Raw genomic sequence first — 22,467 nt, 5'->3', positions numbered from 1 at the left:
CTGCGGGAGGGGTCAGGCCAGGTGCAGGGCGAAGCCGGTCGTGCCGGGACGCTCACGCCCGGACTTCAGCTCCATGGTCCTGGTGTACTCCTCGTCCGACAGCCGCCGGTAGGGCAGCGGCTCCTCGGTGAAGAGCCCGGCCAGCCGCTCCCGGTACGCGGTTGTCGCCGCCCGGTAGCCCTCCTCCTCCAGGTTCGCCGTGTCGGCGACCGCGAACGTCTCCAGCACCGACATGCCGGTGAAGAAGAACACCCCGTGCTGGAGCGGGAAGAGCAGATCCGTCAGCGGCCCGTGCGCGCCGCGTGCCCCCAGCGCGGAAGCGGTCGCCCCGTGGGTGACCGACAGCAGCAGCCGACGGCCCGACAGCAGCCCGTCCCGGTACTGCGGCACGCCGTCCCCGTAGGCGAAGCCGCCACTGAGGACGCGGTCCAGCCAGCCCTTGAGGATGGCCGGTACCGAGAACCACCAGAGCGGGAACTGGAGGATCACCGCGTCCGCCCGGAGCAGCCGCTCCTGCTCGGCCCGCACATCGGCGGTCAACGACCCGTTCTCGTAGGCGTGTTGCGACGCGGCTGCCACGTCGAGCCGGGCGCCGGCCGGGTGTTCGGGGTAGTCGTCGGCGTCGGTGACCGCCCTCCACTTCATCGCGTACAGGTCGGAGATCTCCACCTCGTGCCCCGCGGCACGCAGTTCGTCCGCGGCGAAGCCCGTCAGCGAGGCGGTCAGCGAGCGCGGGTCCGGGTGCGCGCTGACGATCAGCACCCGCCGGCCGCCCTCGGCGGTGCGTGTGGTCGGTTCCTTCGATTCGGTCATGCCGTTCATGACCACAGTTCTCGCAGCCCGCGACGGGCGTAGCCAGTACCCCGTCCAACCGGAGGACCCGCCTTCCCGGTACCACGAGGACCACCCTCACGGCGCGCCGCATACTGGAGGGATGACGACGGAGGCGGTACGGGACGGCGGACGGGGACTGGGAGCGTTCCTACGCGCCCGACGCGGACGCCTGGCGCCGGAGAGCGTCGGGGTGGACCCCGGTCCCCGTCGCCGGGTGCGCGGGCTGCGCCGCGAGGAGCTGGCGCGGCTCGCCGGGATCAGCGTGGACTACTACGTGCGGCTGGAACAGGGCAGGGCCAACCAGCCGTCGGCCGAGGTGCTCCAGGCGCTGGCCCGGGCCCTGCGGCTGAACGCGGTCGAGCGCGCCCACCTGGACCTCCTGGCCCGCCCCCCGCGCCCGGTGGCCGCCGAGGTCCCCCCGCCGCCCTCGCCGCCCGAGCCGATCAGCGCCGAGCTGCGCCGGGTCCTGGACGGGATGCCGTGCCTGCCGGCCGTCGTGCAGGACGAGCGGCTCGACCTGCTGGCCTGGAACCGGCTGGGCGGCGTCCTCTTCGGCGGCCTGGACGACCCGGAAGGACGGGACCGCAACCAGGCGCGCCACCTCTTCCTGGACGGGGGCGCCGGCACGGCCTTCCTCGACCTCGACGAGCGCCGGCGCGAGATCGTCGCCCTGCTGCGCCACGCCGTGGGCCGCTACCCCGACGATCCCCGACTGATCGCCCTCATCGGGGAGTTGAGCGAGGGAAGCGAGGAGTTCGGCCGGCTCTGGGCGGACGGCGAGGTGCGGATGTGCGGGGCGGGGGCCAAGCGGTTCGGACACCCGCTGGTCGGCGTCCTCGACCTCGACTACGCCACGCTCCACGTGCCGCCGCTGGACGGCCGGCCGGGCCAGCAGCTCCACGTCTTCAGCGCCGACCCGGCCGGCCCCGCCGGCGCCGCGCTGCGCCGCCTCGCCGAGGAGGTGAACGGCGCACCGGACGGTGTCCGGGGCCTGGCTGGCGACCCCGCCCGGAGGTAACGTCTCCCCCCATGACCAAGATCCTCATCTCGGCCGACATGGAGGGCGCGACCGGGGTCACCTGGCCGGCCGACTGCCTGCCGGGCACGCCCGAGTGGCAGCGCTGCCGTCCGCTGCTCACCTCGGACGTGAACGCGGCGATCGCCGGGTTCTTCGCCGGGGGCGTGGACGAGGTCCTCGTCAACGAGGCGCACATGACCATGCGGAACCTGCTGCTGGAGCGGCTCGACGACCGCGCGCAACTGCTCACCGGCCGCCACAAGGACCTCAGCATGGTCGAGGGCGTCCAGCACGGCGACGTGGACGGCATCGCGTTCGTCGGCTACCACACCGGCGCCGGCGACGACGGGGTGCTCGCCCACACCTACCTGGGGAACTCGCTGACCGGCGTCTTCGTCGACGGGGTGCGCGCCAGCGAGGGCCTGCTCAACTCGCTGGTCGCCGCCGAGTACGGCACCCCCGTGGTGCTGGTCACCGGCGACGACCTGACCTGCGCGGACGCCCGGGGCTACGCGCCCGAGGCGGTGGGCGTCGCGGTCAAGGACCATGTCTCCCGGTACGCGGCCGTCTGCCGCACGCCGACCAGGACCGCCGCCGACATCACCGAGGGCGCGACCAGGGCCGCCGCCCTCGCGGTGCGGCACGCGCCGGCGGGGCCGACGCCGCGCCGCGTCGAGATCGACTTCGACGCCGCCCAACTCGCGGGCGCCGCCGCCCTGGTGCCCGGCGTCGAGCAGACCGGCGAACGGCGCGTCGCCTACACCGCGTCGACCATGTACGAGGGAATCCGGTGCTTCAAGACGGTCACCACCATGGTGTCCGCCGCAGTGGAGGAATGGTATGGCTGACCACCCCGACAGGGCTGACCACCCCGACCCGGCCGCGCCCGCCCAGGGCGCCGGACCGGTGGACGCGACCGCGCTGGAGGAGGTGGTCCGCTTCACCTCCGAGCTGATCCGGATGGACACCACCAACAGGGGCGGCGGCGAGGGGCACGAACGGCCGGCCGCCGAGTATGTCGCCGAGCGGCTCGCCGAGGCCGGGCTCGACCCGCTGCTGCTGGAGAAGAGCCAGGGCCGCACCAACGTGGTGGCCAGGATCGAGGGCACCGACCCGGAGGCGGACGCGCTGCTGGTCCACGGGCACCTCGACGTGGTGCCGGCCGACCCCGACGAGTGGCGGGTCCACCCGTTCTCCGGCGAGGTCAGCGACGGCGTGGTCTGGGGCAGGGGCGCGGTCGACATGAAGGACGCCGACGCCATGGTGCTCGCGCTGGTGCGCGCCTGGGCGCGCGCCGGCGTGCGACCGAGGCGCCCGGTGGTGCTGGCGTTCACCGCCGACGAGGAGGACACCGCCGCCTACGGCTCCGGGTTCCTGGCCGACCAGCACGCCGACCTCTTCGCCGGGTGCACCGAGTCCATCGGCGAGTCGGGCGCGTTCACCTTCCACCCGGGGGACGGCCGCCGGATCTACCCGCTGGCCGCCGGGGAGCGCGGCACCGCGTGGATGACGCTGACCGCCAAGGGGCGCGCGGGACACGGCTCCAAGATCAACGGGGAGAACGCCGTCACCCGCCTCACCTCGGCCGTCACCCGGATCGGTGAGCACCGCTGGCCCGTGCGGCTGACGGAGACCGTCCGCGCCGGGCTCACCGAGCTGGCCGCCCTGCACGACGTGCCGCTGCCCGACCTCGCCGATCCCGACCCCGAGCGGCTCGCCCGCTCCGTCGACGCGCTGCTGGAACGGATCGGCCCGGCAGCGGCGCTGGTCGCCAACACCGTGCGCAACAGCACCAACCCGACGATGCTGGACGCCGGTTACAAGGTCAACGTGATCCCCGGCAGCGCCTCGGCCCATGTGGACGGCCGCGTACTCCCGGGCACAGAGCGGGAGTTCGCCGCCACGCTGGACCAACTCACCGGCGAGGACGTCGACTGGGACTTCCTGCACCACGAGATCCCGCTCCAGGCCCCGGTCGCGGCGCCCACCTACCGGGCGCTGCGGGAGGCGCTGCTGCACTTCGACCCCGAGGCGCACGTGGTGCCCTACTGCATGTCGGGCGGCACGGACGCCAAGCAGTTCTCCCGACTCGGCGTCGAGAACTACGGCTTCATGCCGCTGCGGCTCCCCGAGGGCTTCGACTACCAGGCGATGTTCCACGGCGTCGACGAACGGGTGCCGGTCTCCGCGCTGCACTTCGGGGTCCGCGTGCTGGACCGGGCGATCCGGTCCCTCTGACACCCCGTCAACGCGCGCCGTTCCCTGGCCGGTTCCTCCGCACAACGACGAGGATGTCTCCCATGCCGCAAGCACCGTACGGAAGTTGGCCCTCACCCGTCGACGCGGCGCTGGTCGCCGCGCGCGACGGAAGCCCCGACGCGCTGGGCGTCATCGGCGACGAGGTCTGGTGGACCGCGCCCCGGCCCGCCGAGGGCGGACGCCGCGCCCTGCTGAGGCTGCGCCCGGGCGACCGGGAGCCGGTCGACGTGCTGCCCGCGCCGTGGAACGTGCGCAACCGGGTGCACGAGTACGGCGGCCGGCCCTGGGCCGGGGCGGCCCGCGCCGAGGACGGGCCGCTGGTGGTCTTCACCGACTTCGCCGACCAGCGGCTGCATGTTGTCGAACCCGAAGGGGACGGTGTGCCCCGGCCGTTGACGCCCGTCTCGGAGATCGGCGGCGGGCGGCGCTGGTGCGACCCGCTGGTGCTGCCGGAGCGCGGCGAGGTCTGGTGCGTGCTGGAGGAGTTCACCGGCGAGGGCCCGAGCGAGGTGCGACGGCTGCTCGTCGCGGTGCCCCTCGACGGCTCGGCGGCCGAGAACCGTTCCGCCATACGGGAGTTGACGGACGACGCGCACCGCTTCGTCACGGGGCCCAGGCTGTCGCCCGACGGCACGCGGCTGGCGTGGCTCGCCTGGGACCACCCCCGAATGCCCTGGGACGGCACCGAGTTGCTGGTCGCCGACGTGGACGCGGAGGGCCGACCCGGCCGGCCGCGGGCGGCGATGGGCGGGCCGACGGAGTCGGTGGCCCAGGTCGAGTGGGACGGCGACGGAACGCTGCTCGCGCTGAGCGACCGCGAGGGCTGGTGGCAGCCCTACCGCCTGGACCCTGCCACCGGCTCGGCCGTCCGACTCTGCGGGCGCGCCGAGGAGTTCGCCGGACCGCTGTGGAAGGTCGGCTCCGGCTGGATGGCCCCGCTCCCGCACGGCACGCTCGCCGTGCTGCACGGCGTCGGCGCCGCGCGGCTGGCCGTACTCGACCCGACCACGGGGGAGTTGGCCGACGCGGTCGGGCCGTGGACGGAATGGGCGCCGACGCTGGCCGTCTCGGGCGAGTCCGTCGTCGGCATCGCCGCCGGCCCGACGCGCCACCCCGAGGTGGTCGCGCTGGACACCGCGACCGGGCACTGCCGGGTGCTGGCCGAGCGCCACCGCGACCGGGTCGACCCCCGCTATCTGCCCGAACCCGAGGCGCGGGTCTTCACCGGGCCCGACGGGCGCGAGGTGCACGCCCACATCCATCCGCCGCGCCACCCCGACCACAGCGGCCCCTCCGGCGAGGCGCCGCCGTTCGTGATCTGGGCGCACGGCGGGCCCACCGGGGCCGCGCCGCTGGTGCTGGACCTGGAGGTCGCCTACTTCACCTCGCGCGGTATCGGCGTCGCCGAGGTGAACTACGGCGGCTCCACCGGCTACGGTCGCGCCTACCGCGAGCGGCTGCGCGGCAGTTGGGGCGTCGTCGACGTCGAGGACTGCGCCGCGGTCGCCCGGGCGCTGGTCGCCGAGGGCAGCGCCGCCGGGCTGGCGATCAGGGGCGGCAGCGCCGGCGGCTACACGACGGCCGCCTCGCTGAGCGACCCGGGCACGGCGGGGCTGTACGCGGCGGGCGCGATCAGCTACCCGCTGCTGGACCTGGCCTCCTGGGCCGGCGGCGGCACGCACGACTTCGAGTCGCGCTACCTGGAGTCGCTGGTCGGCCCGCTGGCCGAGGTGCCCGAACGCTACCGCGAGCGGTCCCCGATCTTCAGGGCCGAGCGGATCGTGGCCCCGTTCGTGCTGCTCCAGGGCCTGGACGACGTGATCTGCCCGCCGGAACAGGCCGAGGCGCTGCTGGCGGCCGTCGCGGGGCGAGGGGTGCCGCACGCCTATCTGAGCTTCGCGGGCGAGGGCCACGGGTTCCGCAGGGCGGAGACGGTGGAACGGGTGCTGGAGGCGGAACTGGCGCTCTACGCGAGGGCGTTCGGCTTTGTCCCTCCGGGGGTGGAGCCGTTGGGCCTGTCGACCTGACCGGGGCCCCGCGGGGCGTTTGTGGCGGGGGTTGGTCGACTACTGGCCTTGCCGGCCTGGGTGGGTTGTCGGGTGCGCCCCGGTGGTGGGTTGCTCGCGCCGTTCCCCGCGCCCATGCACTGCCGTGGGCGGCTTGTTTGGGGGCGCGGGGAACTGCGCGAATGCTGTGTGGCGGGGGTTGGTCGACTACGGAGCTTTGTGGCTGGGTGGGTTGTCGGGTGCGCCCCGGTGTGTGGTTGCTCGCGCCGTTCCCCGCGCCCCTTCAGGCCGGTGGGCGGCTTGGGGGCGCGGGGAACTGCGCGAATGCTGTGTGGCGGGGGTTGGTCGACTACGGGCCTTGCCGGCCTGGGTGGGTTGTCGTCTGCGCCCCGGTGGTCGGTTGCTCGCGCCGTTCCCCGCGCCCCTGCATGGCCGGTGGCGGCGTGAGCAGGGTCGGCTCGACCACCCGAATGGCGGAGTGGGGGTGGGGGCGGCACAGTGGGACGTGAGGCATGAGAACGAGACGATCCCTGATCGCCCCCGCGACGAGGAGAGGAACGAACCCATGGCCATCGCCGCCGACATCATGAACCCCGGCGCGCAGTGGATTCCCGCCACGGAGAGCCTGGACCGCGCCGCGCAGCTGATGCGCGAGCTGGACGTCGGCGCGCTCCCCGTGAGCGACGCCAACGAGCGCCTCTGCGGCATCGTGACCGACCGCGACATCGTCGTGCGCTGCGTCGCCGCCGGTCACGACCCGGCCCACACCACGGCGGGTGACCTGGTGCGCGGCACCCCGCGCTGGGTGTCGACCCTGGCCGAGGACGAGGAGGTGCTGGCCGAGATGGTCGCGCACCAGATCCGCCGGCTGCCCGTGATCGACGAGAACAAGCGGCTCGTCGGCATGATCAGCGAGGCTGACCTCGCCAGGACGCTCACCGACGACCAGATCGCCGAGTTCGCGGAGCGCGTCTACTCCTGAGGTTCCCTGAGGTGCCCTGACGCGCCCTGACGCGCTTCGCCCGCCCGCCGCTCCCGGCGGGCGGGCGTCCCGTTTCGCTCGCATCCTGGGAGCATGACGACCGAGCCCCCGCGCGCCCCGCGCTCCCACGCGTTCCTCACGCCCGGCCGGATCATCATGCTGGTGGTCGCGGCGCTCACGTTGATCTTCATCTTCGGCAACACCCGGCAGACGAAGATCAGACTGCTGGTGCCCGAGGTGACCATGCCGCTGTGGCTGGCGCTGCTCTTCACGCTGCTCATCGGGGCGCTCGGCGGCCTCTACGCCGCACGCCGCCGCTGACCGTTCCCGCGCCGGCCCCACCGCGCGGCGCGACGCGCCACCGCGCCCGATCGGCGCCCGCTGCCCGACCGGACATCCGGGGGCGTGCGCGGCGCCGCGGGCCGATGCGGGCGTGAAGCGGGCGCATCCGGGGCGCGAAACGGGCGTTCGGTGGGCCGGACATGGCTCCGTGGCGGCCTGTTGACCAGGGGGCGCACGGCAGCCCTCCCCGGTGGAAACGGGCAGAAGCAGGCGCGATCATCAAGGGGTACCCCCTGTGCCTCACCGCCCGACCCCGGTACAAATCTCCGTACGGGCCCACTCGGGCACCGGGCGACGAGATGTACGGAAGCGGGAGGCGGGCATGGCAGCCGTGGAACGGCAGCGCGCCATCGTGCGGGCCGCCCGCCGGGCGGGCTCGGTCGAGGTGACCGCGCTCGCCGACGAGCTGCGGGTGGCCAGGGAGACCATCCGACGCGACCTGCGGGTGCTGGAGGCCCACGGCCTGCTGCGCCGCACCCACGGGGGCGCGTACCCCGTGGAGAGCGCCGGCTTCGAGACCACGCTCGCCGCCCGTTCCACCCGACACGTGCCCGAGAAACGCCGGATCGCGACGGCGGCGGCCGAACTGGTCGGCGACGCCGAGACCATCTTCATCGACGAGGGCTTCACCCCCCAGCTCATCGCCGAGTCCCTGCCGCGGGACCGCCGACTCACGGTGGTCACCGCGTCGTTGGCGGTGGCCAGCACCCTGGCGACCGTCGACCAGTTCAGCGTGCTGCTCCTGGGCGGCCGGGTGCGCGACGCCACGCTCGCCACCGTCGACCACTGGGTCACCGACATGCTCGGCACGTTCGTGATCGACCTCGGCTTCATCGGAGCCAACGGCATCTCCCGCGAGCACGGCCTGACCACCCCCGACCCCGCGGTGGCCGAGGTCAAACGACAGGCCGTGGCGGTCTCCCGACGCCGCGTCTTCGCCGGTATCCACACCAAGTTCGGAGCGGCGAGCTTCTGCCGCTTCGCTGACGTGTCCGACCTGGACACCGTCGTGACCAGTCTGCGCCTGCCAGCGGCTGAGGCGCAGCGCTACGTCCTGAAGGGGCCGCAGGTCATCCGCGTCTGACCCAAGCCCCGCCCCGACAACCGACCCGGCCGGCGGGTGGGGCGATCCCGCACGGCCGACATGACCCCAGGAGCCCCCCTCATGTCCCCAGGAAAACGACGCAAACGACGCGTCCTTCTGGCATCGGCGGCCGTCGGCGCGCTGCTCACCTCCTGCGCGGGAGCCGGCGGACCCGGATCCGGCGGGAAGAACAGCATCAACGTGCTGATGGTCAACAACCCCCAGATGATCACGCTCCAGGAGCTGACGGCCGAACACTTCACCGCCGAGACCGGCATCGACGTGCACTTCACCGTGCTGCCGGAGAACGAGGTCAGGGACAAGATCGGGCAGGACTTCGCCAACCAGTCGGGACAGTACGACGTGGCGACGATCTCCAACTACGAGACGCCGATCTACGCCAGGAACAAGTGGCTTGAGCCGCTGGACCCGTATCTGGCCGAGGACACCGACTACGCCGTGGACGACATTTTGGAGCCGATCCAGACGTCGCTCACCGGCGACGACGGCCAGGTCTACGCGCAGCCGTACTACGGCGAGTCCTCCTTCCTGATGTACCGGACCGACGTCTTCGAGGAGCACGGGCTGACCATGCCCGAGCGCCCGACCTGGACCGAGGTCGCGGAGCTGGCCGCCGCCGTGGACGCCGCCGAGGCCGACATGAAGGGCATCTGCCTGCGCGGGCTGCCCGGTTGGGGCGAGGTGATCGCCCCGTTGACCACCGTGGTCAACACGCACGGCGGCACCTGGTTCGACGCCGACTGGGAACCCCGCCTGAACGCGCCGGAGTTCGTCGAGGCGACCGAGTTCTACGTCGACCTGGTCCGCGAGCACGGCGAGTCCGGCGCGGCCCAGTCGGGCTACGCCGAGTGCCTGAACAACATGGTCCAGGGCAACACCGCCATGTGGTACGACGCCACCGCCGGCGCCGGCTCGCTGGAGGCCGACAACTCGCCGGTGCGCGGCGACATCGGCTATGCCGCCGCCCCGGTCGAGGAGACCGACAGCTCCGGCTGGCTCTACACCTGGGCCTGGGGAATCCAGCAGGCGTCGGACAAGCCGGACAAGGCGTGGGAGTTCATCTCCTGGGCCTCCAGCGCCGAGTTCGAGGAGCTGGTCGGCGAGACCCTCGGCTGGGAGAACGCGCCCGCGGGCAAGCGGTCCTCCACCTTCGAGCACCCGGACTACCAGGAGGCCGCCTCCGCGTTCTACGAGGTGACCAGGGACGCCATCAGTGAGGCCGACCCCGTCAGCCCCGGGGTGCAGGAACGCCCCGCGCCCGGCGTGCAGTTCGTCGGCATCCCCGAGTTCTCCGACCTCGGCACGCTGGTCTCCCAGGAGATCAGCGCCGCCATCGCGGGCCAACAGAGCGTCCAGGACGCCCTGGACGCCTCCCAGGACATGGCCGAGTCCGCCACCGAGAGGTACCGCGAACGATGACCACCACCGAAGAAAAGACCGCCGTCGGCCCCCGCCGACCCCGCGCCCCCCGCCCGGGCCCCGGCCGGGCCAAGGCGTGGGCGACCAGGGCACCGCTGCTGCCCGCCCTGGTCTTCCTGATCCTGGTCACCCAGCTCCCGTTCGCGGCCACGCTGGTGATCTCGCTCTTCGAGTGGAACGCCCTTTACCCCGAGGACCGGGCGTTCAGCGGACTCGACAACTACGAGTCGGTGCTCGGCGAGTCCAGCCTGCGCAACGCGGTCTTCACCACCGCGCTGCTGACCGCCACCGTGGTGATCGTCAGCCTGCTGCTGGGCCTCGGCCTCGCGCTGCTGCTGGACCGCAAGTTCAAGGGGCGCGGGCTGGTGCGCACCATGGCGATCACCCCGTTCCTGGTGGTCCCCATCGCCGCCGCGCTGATGTGGAAGCATCTGCTGTTCAACCCCGAGTACGGGCTGCTCAACGGCATGTTGGGGAAGTTCGGCGACCTCTTCGGCTTCGAGGCGCCGCAGCCCGACTGGATCTCCGACATGCCGCTGCTGGCCGTCGAGATCTCGCTGATCTGGCAGTGGACCCCGTTCATGATGCTGATCCTGCTGGCCGGCCTCCAGAGCCGCTCGCCGGAACTCTCCGAGGCCGCCAAGATCGACGGCGCCGGCAACTGGCAGGTCTTCCGCTATCTGACCCTGCCGCACCTGCGGCGCTACCTCGAACTCGGCGCGCTGCTCGGCTCGATCTACGTCGTGCAGAACTTCGAGGCCGTGTACACGCTCACCGGTGGTGCCCTGGACACCGCCAACCTGCCGTTCGTCATCTACCGCGAGTTCTACAAGGCGCAGGACTACGGCGTCGCCTCCGCGGCCGGGGTGCTGGTCGTTCTCGGCTCCCTGCTGATCGCCGTGTTCGCCCTGCGCGTGGTGTCCTCGCTCTTCCGGGAGGAGGGGAGCAGGGGATGACTCAACTCACCGCTCCTACCGACAAGTCGACGTCCCGTCCGACGCTCGTCAAGGCCGCGAAGCCACGTTCGCTGAAGAACGCGGCGCTGGCCCTGGTGGCCTGGCTGGGGGGCCTGGTGCTCTTCCTGCCGGTCGCCTGGATGGTGCTGACGTCGTTCCACAGCGAGCCGGACGCCGCCAGCAACCCGCCGGCGATCACCGCGCCGCTGACGCTGGACGGCTACCGCGAGTTCTTCGACAGCGAGCCCTGGCCGCCGTTGATCAACTCGATGACCGCCTCGCTGGCGTCCACCCTGCTGGTGCTGCTGCTGGCGCTGCCGGCCGCGTACGCGCTGGCGATCCGACCGGTGAAGGCGTGGCGCGACGCGCTGTTCTTCTTCCTGTCCACCAAGATGCTGCCGATCGTCGCCGGCCTGCTGCCCATCTATCTGTTCGCCAGGAACGTGGGGATGCTGGACAACGTCTGGCTGCTGGTGCTCCTCTACACGTCGATGAACCTGCCCATCGCCGTGTGGATGCTCCAGTCCTTCCTGGCCGAGGTTCCCGTCTCGGTGATCGAGGCGGCCCAACTCGACGGCGCCCGGCTGCCGGTGGTGCTGGGACGGGTCATCGCCCCCATCGTGCTGCCCGGTATCGCGGCCACCGCGCTGATCTGCTTCATCTTCAGCTGGAACGAGCTGCTCTTCGCCCGGGTGCTCACCGGGGTGGTGGCGGAGACCGCGCCGGTCTTCCTCACCCGGTTCATCACCAGCCAGGGCCTCTTCCTGGCGCAGCTCTCGGCCGCGGCCGTCGCCATCTCCCTGCCGGTGCTCGCCGCCGGCTTCGCCGCCCAGGACAAGCTGGTCCAGGGCCTGTCGCTAGGAGCAGTCAAGTGAAAGCCGCACTCATCGAATCCGTGGGCAAGGTCAACGTCACCACCGTGCCCGACCCCACCCCGGGGCCGCGCCAGGTCGTGGTGAAGGTCGCGGCCTGCGGGCTGTGCGGTACCGATCTCCACATCCGTCAGGGCGAGTTCGCCCCCACGCTGCCCGTGGTCCCCGGCCACGAGTTCGCCGGCGAGGTGGTCGCCGTCGGGACCGAGGTCACCGAGCGCGCCGTGGGCGAACGGGTGGCGGTCGACCCCTCGCTCTACTGCCACGAGTGCCGTTACTGCCGCACCGGCCACAACAACATGTGTGACCGTTGGGCCGCGATCGGCGTGACGGTGCCGGGCGGCGCCGCGGAGTACGCGGTGGCACCGGTCGCCAACTGCGTGCCGCTGCCCGAGCATGTCGCCACCGAGGACGCCGCGCTGATCGAGCCGCTGTCCTGCGCGGTGCGCGGCTACGACGTGCTGCGCTCGGCGCTGGGCGCCCGGGTGCTGATCTACGGCTCGGGCACCATGGGCCTGATGATGCTGGAACTGGCCAAGCGGACCGGCGCCAGCGGCGTCGACGTCGTCGACATCAACCCGGACCGGCTGGCGACCGCCGCCGCGCTGGGCTGCTCGGAGACGGCCGGCAACGCCGACGAGCTGGACCGGCCCGACGGCTGGGACATCGTGGTGGACGCCACGGGCAACGCCGCCGCCATCCAGGACGGCATCGGGCGCGTCGCCAAGGCGGGTACGTTCCTCCAGTTCGGCGTCGCCGACTACGCGACGACCGCCGTCATCGAGCCGTACAAGATCTACAACCAGGAGATCACCATCACCGGCTCGATGGCCGTCCTGCACAGCTACGAGCGGGCCGCCGACCTGTTCGCCGCCGGGGTCCTCGACCCGGCGGTGTTCATCAGCGACCGGCTCCCGCTGGACGAGTACCCGGCCGCCCTGGACCGCTTCGCGGCGGGCAAGGGGCGCAAGATCGTGGTCCGGCCCTAACACCGGCCGACCGCGCGCCGTGCGCGCCGTGGATGCTCGCGCATGTGCGTGAGCGCGTCGGCGATGGTCGCGGGGCGGCGTGAGCGGCTTGGCTGGTCGGCATGACCCTTCTCGCCGCGGGCGCCGCCCTCGCGACCCTGACCATGGCGGCCGTGCTCGCGGGCACGTTCTTCGCCTTCTCCGTCTCCGTCCTGCCGGGCCTTGGCACCCTGGGGCCCGAGCGGGCGGGGGCGGCGATGCGGGGCATGAACGACAAGATCCTCAGCCCGCTCTTCCTCACCCCCTTCGTGGCCCTGCCCCTGGTGGCGGCGCTCACCGCCGTCGTGCTGTGGACGCTGGGGCAACGCGCGGCGGCGCTGGCGTTCGCCGCCGCCGCGCTGGTCCATGTGCTGGGCGTCATCGCCCCGACGGCGGCGGTCAACGTGCCGCTGAACGAGGCGCTGGCCGCCGGGCCGGCCGACACGGCCGAGCGCGCGGCCGAGCTGTGGGCCGACTTCGCGCCCCGCTGGGTCCGCTTCAACAACCTGCGCGCGGTGGCCTCCACGGGGGTCGCGCTGCTCGTCGGCACCGGCCTGCTGCTGTGGCGCCGGTGACCCCGGCGGCGGCGCGCGGGCAACCGCGCGGGCAACCACCCACCGGGGTGCGGACGACCGTGAGACCGGGACCGTCCGGGACCGTCGCCGTCCGCCACCCGAGCCGCCGGCGGGGTCACGGCCGGCAGAGCAACTCCCCGTGGGGGACGAGGAACCAGCCGTCCGGGTCGGCGCCCCAGGCGCGCCACGCCGCGGCCGACTCGTCCAGCTCCCTCGCGGTCGCGAGGCCGAGCGCCCGCGCCCGCTCCGCGAAGGCCGAGGCGACGGTGCGTTCCGCCCACAGCCCGCTCCACCACGACCGGTCGCCCTCGGTGGCGAAGCACCAGGTCGAGGCGGAGGGCGTGACCTCGGCGAAGCCCGCCGCCCTCGCCCAGGAGAGCAGCCGGCGCCCGGCGTCCGGCTCGCCCCCGCTGGCCGAGGCCACCCGCCGGTAGCGCTCCCGCCAGGCGGCGAGGCCGGGCACCTCAGGGAACCAGCTCATCGCGCCGTAGTCGGCGTCGCGGACCGCGACCACCCCGCCCGGACGGCAGACCCTGCGCATCTCGCGCAGCGCGCCGACCGGGTCGGCCAGATGCTGGAGCACCTGGTGGGCGTGGACCACGTCGAACGAGTCGTCGGCGAAGTCCAACGCCAGGGCGTCCGCCGTGCGGAACCGCACCCCGTCCAGGCCGCGGGCCGCCGCCTGCGTCCGCGCCTCGGCCAGCACCTCTTCCGCCCGGTCCACGCCCACGACCCGGCCGGGCGCCACCCGTTCCGCCAGGTCGGCGGTGAGCGTCCCCGGCCCGCAGCCGACGTCCAGCAGCTCGGACCCCGGGCGGAGCCGGGGGAGCAGATAGGCGGCCGAGTTCTCCGCCGTGCGCCAGCGGTGTGAACGGAGCACGGAGTCGTGGTGGCCGTGCAGATAGCGGGTCTCCCTTGGCTCCTCGCCTGAGGTGAGCTGGTGTCGCGCCATGGCGCCAGCCTGCCGGACGTCTCGCATCGTGAGCAAGAGTGTTCCGTCAAGCGGACAACGTCGCTGGATCGGCCCAACGCGACGGCCGCCCGGATGAGCCGGCACCGGGCCGGTGGTGCCCTGGGAGTCCGGACGACAGAACGCGCACGGCCGGAAACGCGCACGGCGGGAAACGCGCACGGCGGAGGGGGAGCGGGGGCGGCTGGAAGCCCGGAGACCTGGAAAGCGGAGGCCAGATGACCGACCGGACCGAGCCCACCCACCGGGACGACCCCCGCCCGCTCTACCGGCGACGCCCGTGGCCGCGCGACTTCACCGACCGGCTCACCGAGCCGCTCCCCGGCCTCGGCGCGATGCTGCGCGCCGCGCGCCAGGGGGCGCTGCGCCCCGGCGCCTCGGCGCGCTACGCGGCGGCCGGGCTGCCGTTCGCGCCGGAGCCGGTGCCCGAGGTCGACCCGGCGACGGTCGCCGTCAGCTGGGTCGGACACGCCAGCTGGGTGCTGCGGATCGGCGGGCTGACCGTACTCACCGACCCCGTCTGGTCGAAGAAGATCCTCGGCACCCCGCCCCGGCTCACCCCGGTCGGCGTCGAGTGGTCCCAACTGCCGCCGGTCGACGCCGTGGTGATCTCCCACAACCACTACGACCATCTCGACGCCCCCACCGTCAAGCGGCTGCCCCGCCTCACCCCCGTCTTCGTCCCCGCGGCGCTGGGCGACTGGTTCCGCCGCAGGGGCTTTCTGCACGTCACCGAGCTTGACTGGTGGGAGTCGGCCGAACTCCCCGCCCCCGAAGGCCCGGTCCGCTTCGACCTCGTCCCCGCGCACCACTGGTCGCGGCGCGGGCTGCGCGACACCTGCCGCACCCTGTGGGGCGGCTGGGTGCTCTCCGACGGACGGGGACAACACGTCTACTTCGCCGGGGACACCGGCTACGGACACTGGTTCGGCGAGATCGGCGACCGCTACCCCGGGATCGACCTCGCGCTGCTGCCGATCGGCGCCTACTCCCCGCCCTGGCTGCTGCGCGCCGTCCACACCGACCCCGAGGAGGCGGTCCGCGCCTGCGACGACCTGGGCGCGGAACGGATGGCCCCGATGCACTGGGGAACGTTCTCGCTCTCCGCCGAACCGCCGCTTGAGCCGCTGGCCCGGGTCCGCGCGGCCTGGCGCGCCTCCGGGCGGCTGCCCGACGACCTGTGGGACCTGCCGGTGGGCGGCGCACGGGTGCTGGAGTAACGGGGGCGGGAGACCGCCCGGGCTCAGCGCGTGCGGCGCAGCCGGGGCAGGACCGCGATCAGCAACGTCAGGGCGACGGCGGCCAGCACCCCCTGCCACGGGTGCGGAAAGACCGCCCCGCCGACCACCCCCAGCAGGCCGTAGACGCCCGCCCAGGCCACGGTCGCCGGGAGGTTGCCGCGCAGATAGCGGCGCGCCGGCATCCCCGACAGCAGACAGGCCAGCATCACCGGCAGCCGCCCGGCGGGCACCAGCCGCGACACCAGTAGCACGGTGGCCCCGCCGCGTTCCAGCCTCCGCTGCGCGCCGGTCAGCGTCGCCGGCGCCACCTGCCCCCTGATCCGCTCCAGCCAGCGCGAACCGCGCGCGCCGAGACCGTAGAGCGCCGCGTCGCCGAGGAACGCCGCGCACGCCGCCACCGCCCAGACCAGCAGCGAGGTCGGCACCGGATCGCTGTGGTGGACGGCGACCACGGCCGCCGAGGAGACCAGCGCGCCCGTCGGCACCACCGGCACCAGCGAACCCAGCAGCACCAGCGCGAACAACGACGGATAGCCGATGGCCTGCTGCGCCGTCTCGGTGTCGACGGTCTCCTCGGCCGCCCGCGCCAGGTCGATCCAGGCGCTCACCCGCCGGCCGCCAGCCGCACGCTCTCGCCGTGCCGCAGCCGGTGCACCGCCACCTCGGGCGCCAGCCGCGCCGCGTGCCGGACGAACTCGTCGCCCGGAGCGTGGAACTCGTGCGGGCGCACCGCCGCCATCCCCCACGGCCAGTAGGTGCCGTAGTGCACGGGAACGGCGCTGCGCGGGCGCAGCCGGGCCAGCGCCTCGGCGGCCCGCTCGGCGTTGAGGTGCCCGTGCCCGAGCCCCGGGCCCCAGCCGCCGACCGGCAGCAGCGCCGTGTCGACACGGCCGACCTCGCCGGCCATCCCGCCGAAGAGATCGGTGTCGCCGGCGAAGTAGGTGCGGCCCTCGCCCTCCACCACGAACCCCAGCGGCGCGACCCGCCGCCGCGCGAACGGCAGCCGGCGCCCGTCGTGCGCCGCCGGCACGGCGCGCACCGCGACCCGGCCCACGGCGAGGCTGTCGCCCGGCGACAGCTCGCGCGGGTCGAGCCGCTCGGCGAGGCGCCGCAGCAGCGGGACGGCGCCGAGCGCGCCCGTGGGCAGCAACAACGGGGTGCCGGCCGGCAGCCGGGCCAGCGAACGCAGATGGAGGTGGTCGCTGTGCAGATGCGAGACGAGCACCGCGTCCGCGGCCACGGCCGCCCGCGGCGGCAGCGCGCCACGGCGCCGCCACAGATGGGCGCAGCGGCGGGTCAGCAGCGGGTCGGTCAGCAGCGTGGTGCCCGAGTCCCGCACGGTGGCCGTGGCATGGCCCCACCAGGTGATCTCCACGGACACGGGGGCTCTCCTTCGCCGACGCCTCTCCGCTCAAGGGTGCCATCCCGGCGGTGCGGGGGTGGCGGGGGTTGGTCGACTACCGACCTTGCCGGTCTGGGTGGGTTGTCGTCCTCGGCCCGGTGGTGGGTTGCTCGCGCCGTTCCCCGCGCCCCTGGTTGGGGCTGGCGTGGTGGGTTGGGTGCGGGTTCGCTTGCGGTAGGTGGCGGCCTGCTTGGGGGCGCGGGGAACTGCGCGAATGCTGTGCGGCGGGCGTTGGTCGACTACGGAGCTTCGTGGCTGGGTGGGTGGTCGGGTGCGGCTCGGTGGTGGGTTGCTCGCGCAGTTCCCCGCGCCCCTTGATTGGGCTGGCGTGGTCGGTCAGGTGTGCGTGTGCCTGTGGTCGGTGACGCCGCCCGCGCGGGCGGCGCATCGGTGAGGATGGGACGCGGTGGTGAACGTGACGGGAACGGACGGTGGTGCGGCGGATGGGGCGGTGGCGGAGCGCGGGGGCCGCGTTGCTGCGGGTGTCGGCGGTGTGGGCGGTGGCCACCGCCACGCTGGTCGTGCTCTCCCTGGTGTTGCCCGCCTTCCGCCTCCAGTCGGCCGACGGCGACAGCCTCACCCGCGTCGGGCTGACCGCGGCACTCTGCGCCGGCTTCTTCGGCCTGCTCAACGCCCTGGTGTGGCCGTGGCTGGTCCGCGCGCTGCTGCTGGTGCCGGCCCTGGCGCTGGGCTCCTTGGTGTTCCTGCTCAACGGCGCGCTGATGCTGCTGGCGCTCAGCGCCGTACCGGGCCGCGGGCAGGCGGGGGCCGGCACCGCGGTGGTGGTGGCCGCCGCGACCTCGGTCGCCTCGTCGGCGACCGGTGCGTTCCTGGTGCTGCGTGACCAGGGCGCGACCAGGCGGCGGCTGCGGCGGATGGCGGGGCTGCGGTTCGGGCGGCCGGCGCCCGTGCCGGCGCGCCGCACGGCGGGGGTGGTCTTCCTCCAGCTCGACGGCATCGGCTACCACGTGCTGCGCGAGGCGACGGCGGGGGAGCGCCCGCTGATGCCGACCGTGGCGGGGCTTCTCGCGCGCGGCCACCGGCTCGCCCCGTGGCGCACCGACTGGTCGAGCCAGACGGGCGCCTCGCAGCTCGGCATCCTGCACGGCAGCAACGCCGACGTGCCCGCGTTCCGCTGGTACGAGAAGGAGACCGGCGAGGTGCTGGTCAGCAACCGGCCCTCCAGCGCCGCCACCCTGCAACGCCGGGCACAGCTGCGCACCGGCTCGCCCGGGCTGCTGGCGGAGGACGGCGCGAGCCGGGGCAACCTGTTCACCGGGGGAGCGGGGCAGGCCGCCCTGGTGCTCTCGGTCGCCGCACGCCGGCGCGCGGGTCAACGTTCGCGCGCCGGGTACTTCGCCTACTTCTCCGACCCGGCGCACGCGGCGCGCACCGCCGGCGCGTTCGTGGTGGAACTGGTGCGCGAGATCTGCCAGTCCACCCGCGCGCGCCTGGCCGGCGTGCGCCCCCGGGTGCGGAGGGCCGGTCTCTACCCACTGATCAGGGCGTTCGCCACCGTGGTGCAGCGGGACGTGGTGACGGCGGCCGTGGTGGGCGACATCCTCAACGGGCGCGGCGCCGTCTACGCCGACCTGGTCGCCTACGACGAGGTGGCCCACCACTCGGGCCCGCGCGGCCGGGACACCCGGCAGGTGCTGGCGCGCCTCGACCGCTGCGTGGCGCTGATCCTCCAGGCCGTCGCGCACGCCCCGCGCCCCTACCATCTGGTGCTGCTCTCCGACCACGGGCAGAGCCAGGGGCCCACGTTCGCCGCCGCGTTCGGCCACTCGTTGGAGGAGCTGGTGCGGATCGGCTGCGGGCGGCCCGTCGCGGGGGTGCCGCGCCGGGAGGAGAGCGGCGCCGAGGCCAGGGGGGTGGCCAGGGCCGCGCTGCACCGGCCGGAGGAGCCGGCCGAGCCGCCGGAGCGCGGCGCCGAGCCGGGCGGCGCGACCGCCCCCGTCGTGCTGGCCTCGGGGAACCTCGGGGTGGTCGCCTTCCCCGACATCCCGGGCCGCGCGGGGCGGGAGGCCGTGGAACGCCGCTACCCGGCCCTGCTGCGGAGCCTGGCCGAGCATCCGGGCATCGGTTTCGTGCTGGTCGACGACGAGCGGCACGGCCCGGTGGTGCTGGGTGCCGGCGGTGCCGAGCACCATCTGGCGAGCGGCAAGGTGCTGGGGGCCGATCCGCTGCTTCCGTTCGGCCCCGGCGCGGCGGACGCGGTGCGGCGCACCGCCGGCTTCGCCAACTGCCCTGACCTCGTGGTCAATTCGGCCTGCGACCCGGAGAGCGGCGCGGTGTACGCCTTCGAGGAGCAGCTGGGGTGCCACGGTGGGCTGGGCGGGGAGCAGAGCCTGGCGTTCCTGCTCGCGCCCCCGGCGCTCTCCCCGCCGACGGCCGAGGGCGAACTGGTGGGTGCCGAGGCGGTGCACCGGGTGCTGCGCCGCTGGCTGGCGGAGTCGGCCGCCGCCGACCCCGATCCGGCCGCCCACGAGGCGCGCGGGGCCGACCGGCTCTAACCTGGGAGCCACGACGGGGAAGCCAGCGAAGTCAGAGGAGGGGCCGCCCATGGCGCCGCAGCCGTTGAACGAGACCCAGATCGGCGAGGTGCTCGGCGGGTTGCCCGGCTGGTCGTTCGGAGACGACCGGCTGGTGCGCCAGTACCGGCTGGACGGGCATCTGGAGGCGGTGGCGCTCCTGGTGCACATCGCCACCCTCCAGGAGCGGCTCGACCACCACGCCGACCTCACCGTGACCTACGACAGCCTCGGGGTCTCGGTGAACACCCACAGCGTCGGCGGCAAGGTCACCGAGCTGGACACCCAACTGGCCACCCGCATCGAGGAGATCGCCGCGGGGCACGGCGCGCGCTGAACGCGGGAACGCCGGAACGCGGCGGACCGCCCCCGGTGTGAGAGGGGCGGCCCGCCGCGCGTTCGCCCGGCCGCTCAGCCGGTCAACCCGTCAGTCGTCGTGCCGTCGTGCAGCCGTGCCGTTCGGAACCGTGGGGACGGTTCACTGGGGCATCAGCACGCCGTCGATCAGGTAGACGGTGGCGTTGGCGGTCTGGACGTTGCCGCAGACCACCGAGGCGTCGTTGATCTGCCAGGACTCGCCCTCGCCGCTGACGGCCACGGTCCCGCCCTGGAGCGTCTCGACGTCGCCCTCGGTCAGGTCCTCGGGCGCCAGCCGCTCGGGCACCACGTGGTAGGTGAGCACGTCGGTCAGTGCCGCCTCGTCGGCCAGCAGCGCGTCCAGGTCCTCCTGCGGGATGCCGGCGAAGGCGTCGTTGACCGGCGCGAACACCGTCAGGTTCTCCGTGGTGTTGAGGGTGTCGCCGAGGCCTGCCGCCTCGACGGCGCTGACCAGCGTGGACAGCTCGGGGCTGTTGCTGGCGGCGGTGGCGACCGGGTCCTGGGCCATCCCGTCGAAGCTGCCGGCGCCGTCCTCCGGCACGGCCGCGCAGGCGGGACCGAACGGCTCGGCGGCCATGTCGCCGGAGGCGTCCTCCTCCATGCCGTCGTCCGCGCCGTCCTCGGCACCGCCGTCGGTCTCCTCCTCCGGCGCGTTCTCCTCGCTGCTCTCGTTCTGGTCCGAGTCGTCGTCGGAGGAACAGGCGGCGAGCCCCATCGGCAGGGCGGCGACGGCCACCAGGGCGACGGCGGTGCGGCGGACGCGGTTCACTCGGGTGATACGCATGGGGCTTAACTCCCTTGTCGACAAAAGCTGTCGGTGGTTGTCATGGGTAGTTGTCTCGGGTTGTTGTCGAGTTATCGACAGGTATCCGTGGTTGGCGGCGGTTGTCGGCGCCTGGGCTCGGTCAGTCCACCCGGACCACCACCGAATGCCGTCCCGTGGCGCCGTCGGGCACCGTGCCGACCCGGTCGGCCGTCTGGGTCTCGCCGCCCCGGTCGGTGGCGCGCACCTCGACGCGGTGGGTGCCGGAGGTCGGAGTCCAGCGCCAGTGCCACTGGCGCCAGGTGTCGACCGAGTCCTCCTCGGCCAACTCGGCCGCCTCCCACGGCCCGTCGTCGACGCGCACCTCCACCCGGTCGATCCCGGTGTGCTGCGCCCACGCCACCCCGGCCACGGCTATCGGCTCACCGGCGGTCGGCCGCTCGGTGGCGCGCGGGGTGTCGATCCGCGACTGCGTCTTGATCGGCGCCTCCTGCGCCCAGTCGCGCCTGACCCAGTACGGATCGAACGCCTCGAACGTCGTCAGCTCCAGCTCCTCCAGCCACTTGCAGGCCGAGACATAGCCGTAGAGCCCGGGCACCACCATCCGCACCGGATAGCCGTGGTCGAACGGCAGCGGCTCGCCGTTCATCCCGACCGCCAGCAGCGCGTCCCTGCCGTCGAGCGCGGCGGCCAACGGGGTGCCCAGCGTCATGCCGTCCACCGAACGGGCCACCAACTGGTCGGCCTCGCCGCCCTGTTCGGGGGAGCGCACGCCGGCCTCGGCCAGCAGCTCGGCCAGTGGGACGCCCAGCCAGGTGGCGTTGCCCACATACGGGCCGCCCACCTCGTTGGAGACACAGGTCAGCGTGATCCGCCGCTCCACCAGGTCGCGTGCCAGCAGCTGCTCGAAGCTCAGCTCCAACGGCCGGGTCACGCCCAGGCCGTGCAGCCGCAGCCGCCAGGACGACACGTCCACGCGGGGCACCGCCAGCGCGGTGTCGACCCGGTAGAAGTCACCGTTGGGCGTCTGGAACGGGGCCAGGCCCGGCACGTCCAGCGCGGCGCCCTCCGGCAGGGGCGGGGCGGGCGAGACCGGCTCGGGGAGGCGCAGCGCCGCCCGTTCGGCGGCGACCTCCGCGGCATCGGACGCGTTCCGCCACCGGGCGAGCAGCCCCGCCGCCAGCGAACCCGCCACCAGCGCGCCGGCCGTCGCCAGAAACCGCCGCCGGCCGTCTCCCGGGGTGAACACCCCGGAGCCGCCCGGCCGTTCCAGCCAACCGACGAGCACCAAGAGCACCGCGCCCGCCACCGCGCCGGCCAGCAGCGCCGGCAGGAAGTCCCCGCCCCCCGCGTCCGGCCGCTCGGCGGCGGCCAGCGCGCCGACCCCGCCCATCGCCAGGGCGCCCACCGCGACCAGCCGCCGCCAGCGCAGCGCCAACACCCCGGCCACGGCGGCCAGCAGCGCCAGCACCGTCAGGATGCCGAGCCGCAGCACCAGCTTGTCCTGGTCACCGAAGGTGCGGATCGCCCAGTCCTTCACGGGCGCCGGCGTCCGGTCGATCGCGGCGCCGCCCACGGCGGTGACCGGCCCGGCCTCCCGCCGCACCGCGAGCGCGGCCAGCGCCTCGGCGGCGGCCAGTGCCGCGACCACCGCCAGCAGGCCGGCCAGCGCGGCGAGCGCGCCCTGTCTCCCTCGGTCTCTCACACCCCTGCTTCGTGGGTGACGCCGGTGCGGATGGGGTCGGAGGGAAAGAAAAAGAACTTTCCTCCGCGACCCGTCCACCGCGCCTCCGGCACCGAATGT

At 73.8% G+C, this 22,467-nt stretch carries 21 protein-coding genes; 15 read left to right on the top strand and 6 right to left on the bottom strand.

Going from position 1 to position 22,467, the window contains the following annotated elements; translation table 11 throughout:
• Positions 1-12: 12 nt before the first annotated feature.
• Complete coding sequence (locus tag FH715_RS08470) at positions 13-813, bottom strand: NAD(P)H-dependent oxidoreductase (RefSeq protein WP_139642403.1); 801 nt, start codon at positions 811-813, stop codon at positions 13-15.
• A 121-nt stretch (positions 814-934) separates the two neighbouring features.
• Here FH715_RS08470 and FH715_RS08465 point away from each other — a divergent pair, with 121 nt between their 5' ends.
• The 12 genes from FH715_RS08465 (at position 935) to FH715_RS08410 (ending at position 13,375) form a co-directional block, all read left to right on the top strand.
• Positions 935-1,852 (top strand): helix-turn-helix domain-containing protein, encoded by a 918-nt coding sequence (locus tag FH715_RS08465; RefSeq protein ID WP_139642401.1) that lies wholly within the window; start codon positions 935-937, stop codon positions 1,850-1,852.
• Between the two features lie 11 nt (positions 1,853-1,863).
• Positions 1,864-2,700 (top strand): M55 family metallopeptidase, encoded by an 837-nt coding sequence (locus FH715_RS08460; RefSeq protein ID WP_139642399.1) that lies wholly within the window; start codon positions 1,864-1,866, stop codon positions 2,698-2,700.
• Positions 2,693-4,090 carry a M20/M25/M40 family metallo-hydrolase gene (locus FH715_RS08455; protein WP_139642397.1) on the top strand — a complete coding sequence of 466 codons (1,398 nt, stop codon included), beginning with the start codon at positions 2,693-2,695 and terminating at the stop codon, positions 4,088-4,090. The genes FH715_RS08460 and FH715_RS08455 overlap by 8 nt, the downstream gene beginning before the upstream one ends.
• A 62-nt stretch (positions 4,091-4,152) precedes the next feature.
• Positions 4,153-6,138: a S9 family peptidase gene (locus FH715_RS08450; protein ID WP_139642395.1), complete on the top strand. Its 1,986-nt coding sequence runs from the start codon at positions 4,153-4,155 to the stop codon at positions 6,136-6,138.
• Between the two features lie 544 nt (positions 6,139-6,682).
• Complete coding sequence (locus FH715_RS08445; RefSeq protein WP_139642392.1) at positions 6,683-7,099, top strand: CBS domain-containing protein; 417 nt, start codon at positions 6,683-6,685, stop codon at positions 7,097-7,099.
• A gap of 93 nt (positions 7,100-7,192) precedes the next feature.
• On the top strand, positions 7,193-7,420 hold the full coding sequence (locus tag FH715_RS08440; protein ID WP_139642390.1) for a DUF1049 domain-containing protein: 228 nt from the start codon (positions 7,193-7,195) through the stop codon (positions 7,418-7,420).
• A 343-nt stretch (positions 7,421-7,763) separates the two neighbouring features.
• Positions 7,764-8,525, top strand: a complete 762-nt coding sequence (locus tag FH715_RS08435; RefSeq protein ID WP_139642388.1) for a DeoR/GlpR family DNA-binding transcription regulator — start codon at positions 7,764-7,766, stop codon at positions 8,523-8,525.
• An 81-nt stretch (positions 8,526-8,606) separates the two neighbouring features.
• Positions 8,607-9,965 carry an ABC transporter substrate-binding protein gene (locus FH715_RS08430; RefSeq protein ID WP_139642386.1) on the top strand — a complete coding sequence of 453 codons (1,359 nt, stop codon included), beginning with the start codon at positions 8,607-8,609 and terminating at the stop codon, positions 9,963-9,965.
• Positions 9,962-10,921 (top strand): carbohydrate ABC transporter permease, encoded by a 960-nt coding sequence (locus tag FH715_RS08425; RefSeq protein ID WP_097232426.1) that lies wholly within the window; start codon positions 9,962-9,964, stop codon positions 10,919-10,921. Before FH715_RS08430 ends, FH715_RS08425 begins: the two co-directional genes overlap by 4 nt.
• Positions 10,918-11,796: a carbohydrate ABC transporter permease gene (locus FH715_RS08420; protein WP_139642384.1), complete on the top strand. Its 879-nt coding sequence runs from the start codon at positions 10,918-10,920 to the stop codon at positions 11,794-11,796. The genes FH715_RS08425 and FH715_RS08420 overlap by 4 nt, the downstream gene beginning before the upstream one ends.
• A complete protein-coding gene (locus FH715_RS08415) occupies positions 11,793-12,782 on the top strand; it encodes a zinc-dependent alcohol dehydrogenase family protein (RefSeq protein WP_139642383.1) in 990 nt (329 codons plus the stop codon). Before FH715_RS08420 ends, FH715_RS08415 begins: the two co-directional genes overlap by 4 nt.
• 101 nt (positions 12,783-12,883) lie before the next feature.
• Positions 12,884-13,375 (top strand): anthrone oxygenase family protein, encoded by a 492-nt coding sequence (locus tag FH715_RS08410; protein WP_139642381.1) that lies wholly within the window; start codon positions 12,884-12,886, stop codon positions 13,373-13,375.
• Positions 13,376-13,490: 115 nt separating this feature from the next.
• On the opposite strand, the gene FH715_RS08405 is transcribed toward FH715_RS08410, so the two are convergent.
• Positions 13,491-14,327 (bottom strand): methyltransferase domain-containing protein, encoded by an 837-nt coding sequence (locus FH715_RS08405; protein ID WP_139642380.1) that lies wholly within the window; start codon positions 14,325-14,327, stop codon positions 13,491-13,493.
• 236 nt (positions 14,328-14,563) lie between these two features.
• On the opposite strand from FH715_RS08405, the gene FH715_RS08400 reads away from it, so the two are divergent.
• A complete protein-coding gene (locus FH715_RS08400; RefSeq protein WP_139642378.1) occupies positions 14,564-15,565 on the top strand; it encodes an MBL fold metallo-hydrolase in 1,002 nt (333 codons plus the stop codon).
• A 23-nt stretch (positions 15,566-15,588) separates the two neighbouring features.
• Here the strand turns inward: FH715_RS08400 and FH715_RS08395 are convergent, their stop codons facing one another.
• Together FH715_RS08395 and FH715_RS08390 are read right to left on the bottom strand one after the other, a co-directional pair.
• Positions 15,589-16,194, bottom strand: coding sequence for a DedA family protein (locus FH715_RS08395; RefSeq protein ID WP_246108633.1), 606 nt, complete (start codon positions 16,192-16,194; stop codon positions 15,589-15,591).
• Positions 16,191-16,967, bottom strand: a complete 777-nt coding sequence (locus tag FH715_RS08390; protein WP_139642376.1) for an MBL fold metallo-hydrolase — start codon at positions 16,965-16,967, stop codon at positions 16,191-16,193. The genes FH715_RS08395 and FH715_RS08390 overlap by 4 nt, the downstream gene beginning before the upstream one ends.
• 464 nt (positions 16,968-17,431) lie before the next feature.
• Here FH715_RS08390 and FH715_RS08385 point away from each other — a divergent pair, with 464 nt between their 5' ends.
• Together FH715_RS08385 and FH715_RS08380 are read left to right on the top strand one after the other, a co-directional pair.
• On the top strand, positions 17,432-19,504 hold the full coding sequence (locus FH715_RS08385; protein ID WP_211367491.1) for a phage holin family protein: 2,073 nt from the start codon (positions 17,432-17,434) through the stop codon (positions 19,502-19,504).
• A 49-nt stretch (positions 19,505-19,553) separates the two neighbouring features.
• Positions 19,554-19,859 (top strand): 4a-hydroxytetrahydrobiopterin dehydratase, encoded by a 306-nt coding sequence (locus FH715_RS08380; RefSeq protein WP_139642372.1) that lies wholly within the window; start codon positions 19,554-19,556, stop codon positions 19,857-19,859.
• Positions 19,860-20,000: 141 nt separating this feature from the next.
• On the opposite strand, the gene FH715_RS08375 is transcribed toward FH715_RS08380, so the two are convergent.
• Positions 20,001-20,684 (bottom strand): fasciclin domain-containing protein, encoded by a 684-nt coding sequence (locus FH715_RS08375; protein ID WP_139642370.1) that lies wholly within the window; start codon positions 20,682-20,684, stop codon positions 20,001-20,003.
• Between the two features lie 121 nt (positions 20,685-20,805).
• Positions 20,806-22,368 carry a molybdopterin-dependent oxidoreductase gene (locus FH715_RS08370; protein ID WP_246108632.1) on the bottom strand — a complete coding sequence of 521 codons (1,563 nt, stop codon included), beginning with the start codon at positions 22,366-22,368 and terminating at the stop codon, positions 20,806-20,808.
• Positions 22,369-22,467 lie beyond the last annotated feature (99 nt).

This window comes from Streptomyces sedi (assembly GCF_006335015.1).
Taxonomy (GTDB): Bacteria; Actinomycetota; Actinomycetes; order Streptomycetales; family Streptomycetaceae; genus Streptomyces; species Streptomyces sedi.
Note: the sequence above shows the minus strand (reverse complement) of the source record. Positions and strands in the feature narration are given on the sequence as shown.

Excerpts from the sequence above, each read along its gene's own strand:
- FH715_RS08470 (WP_139642403.1), bottom strand. The coding sequence starts at position 813 with ATGACCGAATCGAAGGAACCGACCACACGCACCGCCGAGGGCGGCCGG.
- FH715_RS08465 (WP_139642401.1), top strand. The coding sequence starts at position 935 with ATGACGACGGAGGCGGTACGGGACGGCGGACGGGGACTGGGAGCGTTC.
- FH715_RS08460 (WP_139642399.1), top strand. The coding sequence starts at position 1,864 with ATGACCAAGATCCTCATCTCGGCCGACATGGAGGGCGCGACCGGGGTC.
- FH715_RS08455 (WP_139642397.1), top strand. The coding sequence starts at position 2,693 with ATGGCTGACCACCCCGACAGGGCTGACCACCCCGACCCGGCCGCGCCC.
- FH715_RS08450 (WP_139642395.1), top strand. The coding sequence starts at position 4,153 with ATGCCGCAAGCACCGTACGGAAGTTGGCCCTCACCCGTCGACGCGGCG.
- FH715_RS08445 (WP_139642392.1), top strand. The coding sequence starts at position 6,683 with ATGGCCATCGCCGCCGACATCATGAACCCCGGCGCGCAGTGGATTCCC.
- FH715_RS08440 (WP_139642390.1), top strand. The coding sequence starts at position 7,193 with ATGACGACCGAGCCCCCGCGCGCCCCGCGCTCCCACGCGTTCCTCACG.
- FH715_RS08435 (WP_139642388.1), top strand. The coding sequence starts at position 7,764 with ATGGCAGCCGTGGAACGGCAGCGCGCCATCGTGCGGGCCGCCCGCCGG.
- FH715_RS08430 (WP_139642386.1), top strand. The coding sequence starts at position 8,607 with ATGTCCCCAGGAAAACGACGCAAACGACGCGTCCTTCTGGCATCGGCG.
- FH715_RS08425 (WP_097232426.1), top strand. The coding sequence starts at position 9,962 with ATGACCACCACCGAAGAAAAGACCGCCGTCGGCCCCCGCCGACCCCGC.
- FH715_RS08420 (WP_139642384.1), top strand. The coding sequence starts at position 10,918 with ATGACTCAACTCACCGCTCCTACCGACAAGTCGACGTCCCGTCCGACG.
- FH715_RS08410 (WP_139642381.1), top strand. The coding sequence starts at position 12,884 with ATGACCCTTCTCGCCGCGGGCGCCGCCCTCGCGACCCTGACCATGGCG.
- FH715_RS08405 (WP_139642380.1), bottom strand. The coding sequence starts at position 14,327 with ATGGCGCGACACCAGCTCACCTCAGGCGAGGAGCCAAGGGAGACCCGC.
- FH715_RS08400 (WP_139642378.1), top strand. The coding sequence starts at position 14,564 with ATGACCGACCGGACCGAGCCCACCCACCGGGACGACCCCCGCCCGCTC.
- FH715_RS08385 (WP_211367491.1), top strand. The coding sequence starts at position 17,432 with ATGGGGCGGTGGCGGAGCGCGGGGGCCGCGTTGCTGCGGGTGTCGGCG.
- FH715_RS08380 (WP_139642372.1), top strand. The coding sequence starts at position 19,554 with ATGGCGCCGCAGCCGTTGAACGAGACCCAGATCGGCGAGGTGCTCGGC.
- FH715_RS08375 (WP_139642370.1), bottom strand. The coding sequence starts at position 20,684 with ATGCGTATCACCCGAGTGAACCGCGTCCGCCGCACCGCCGTCGCCCTG.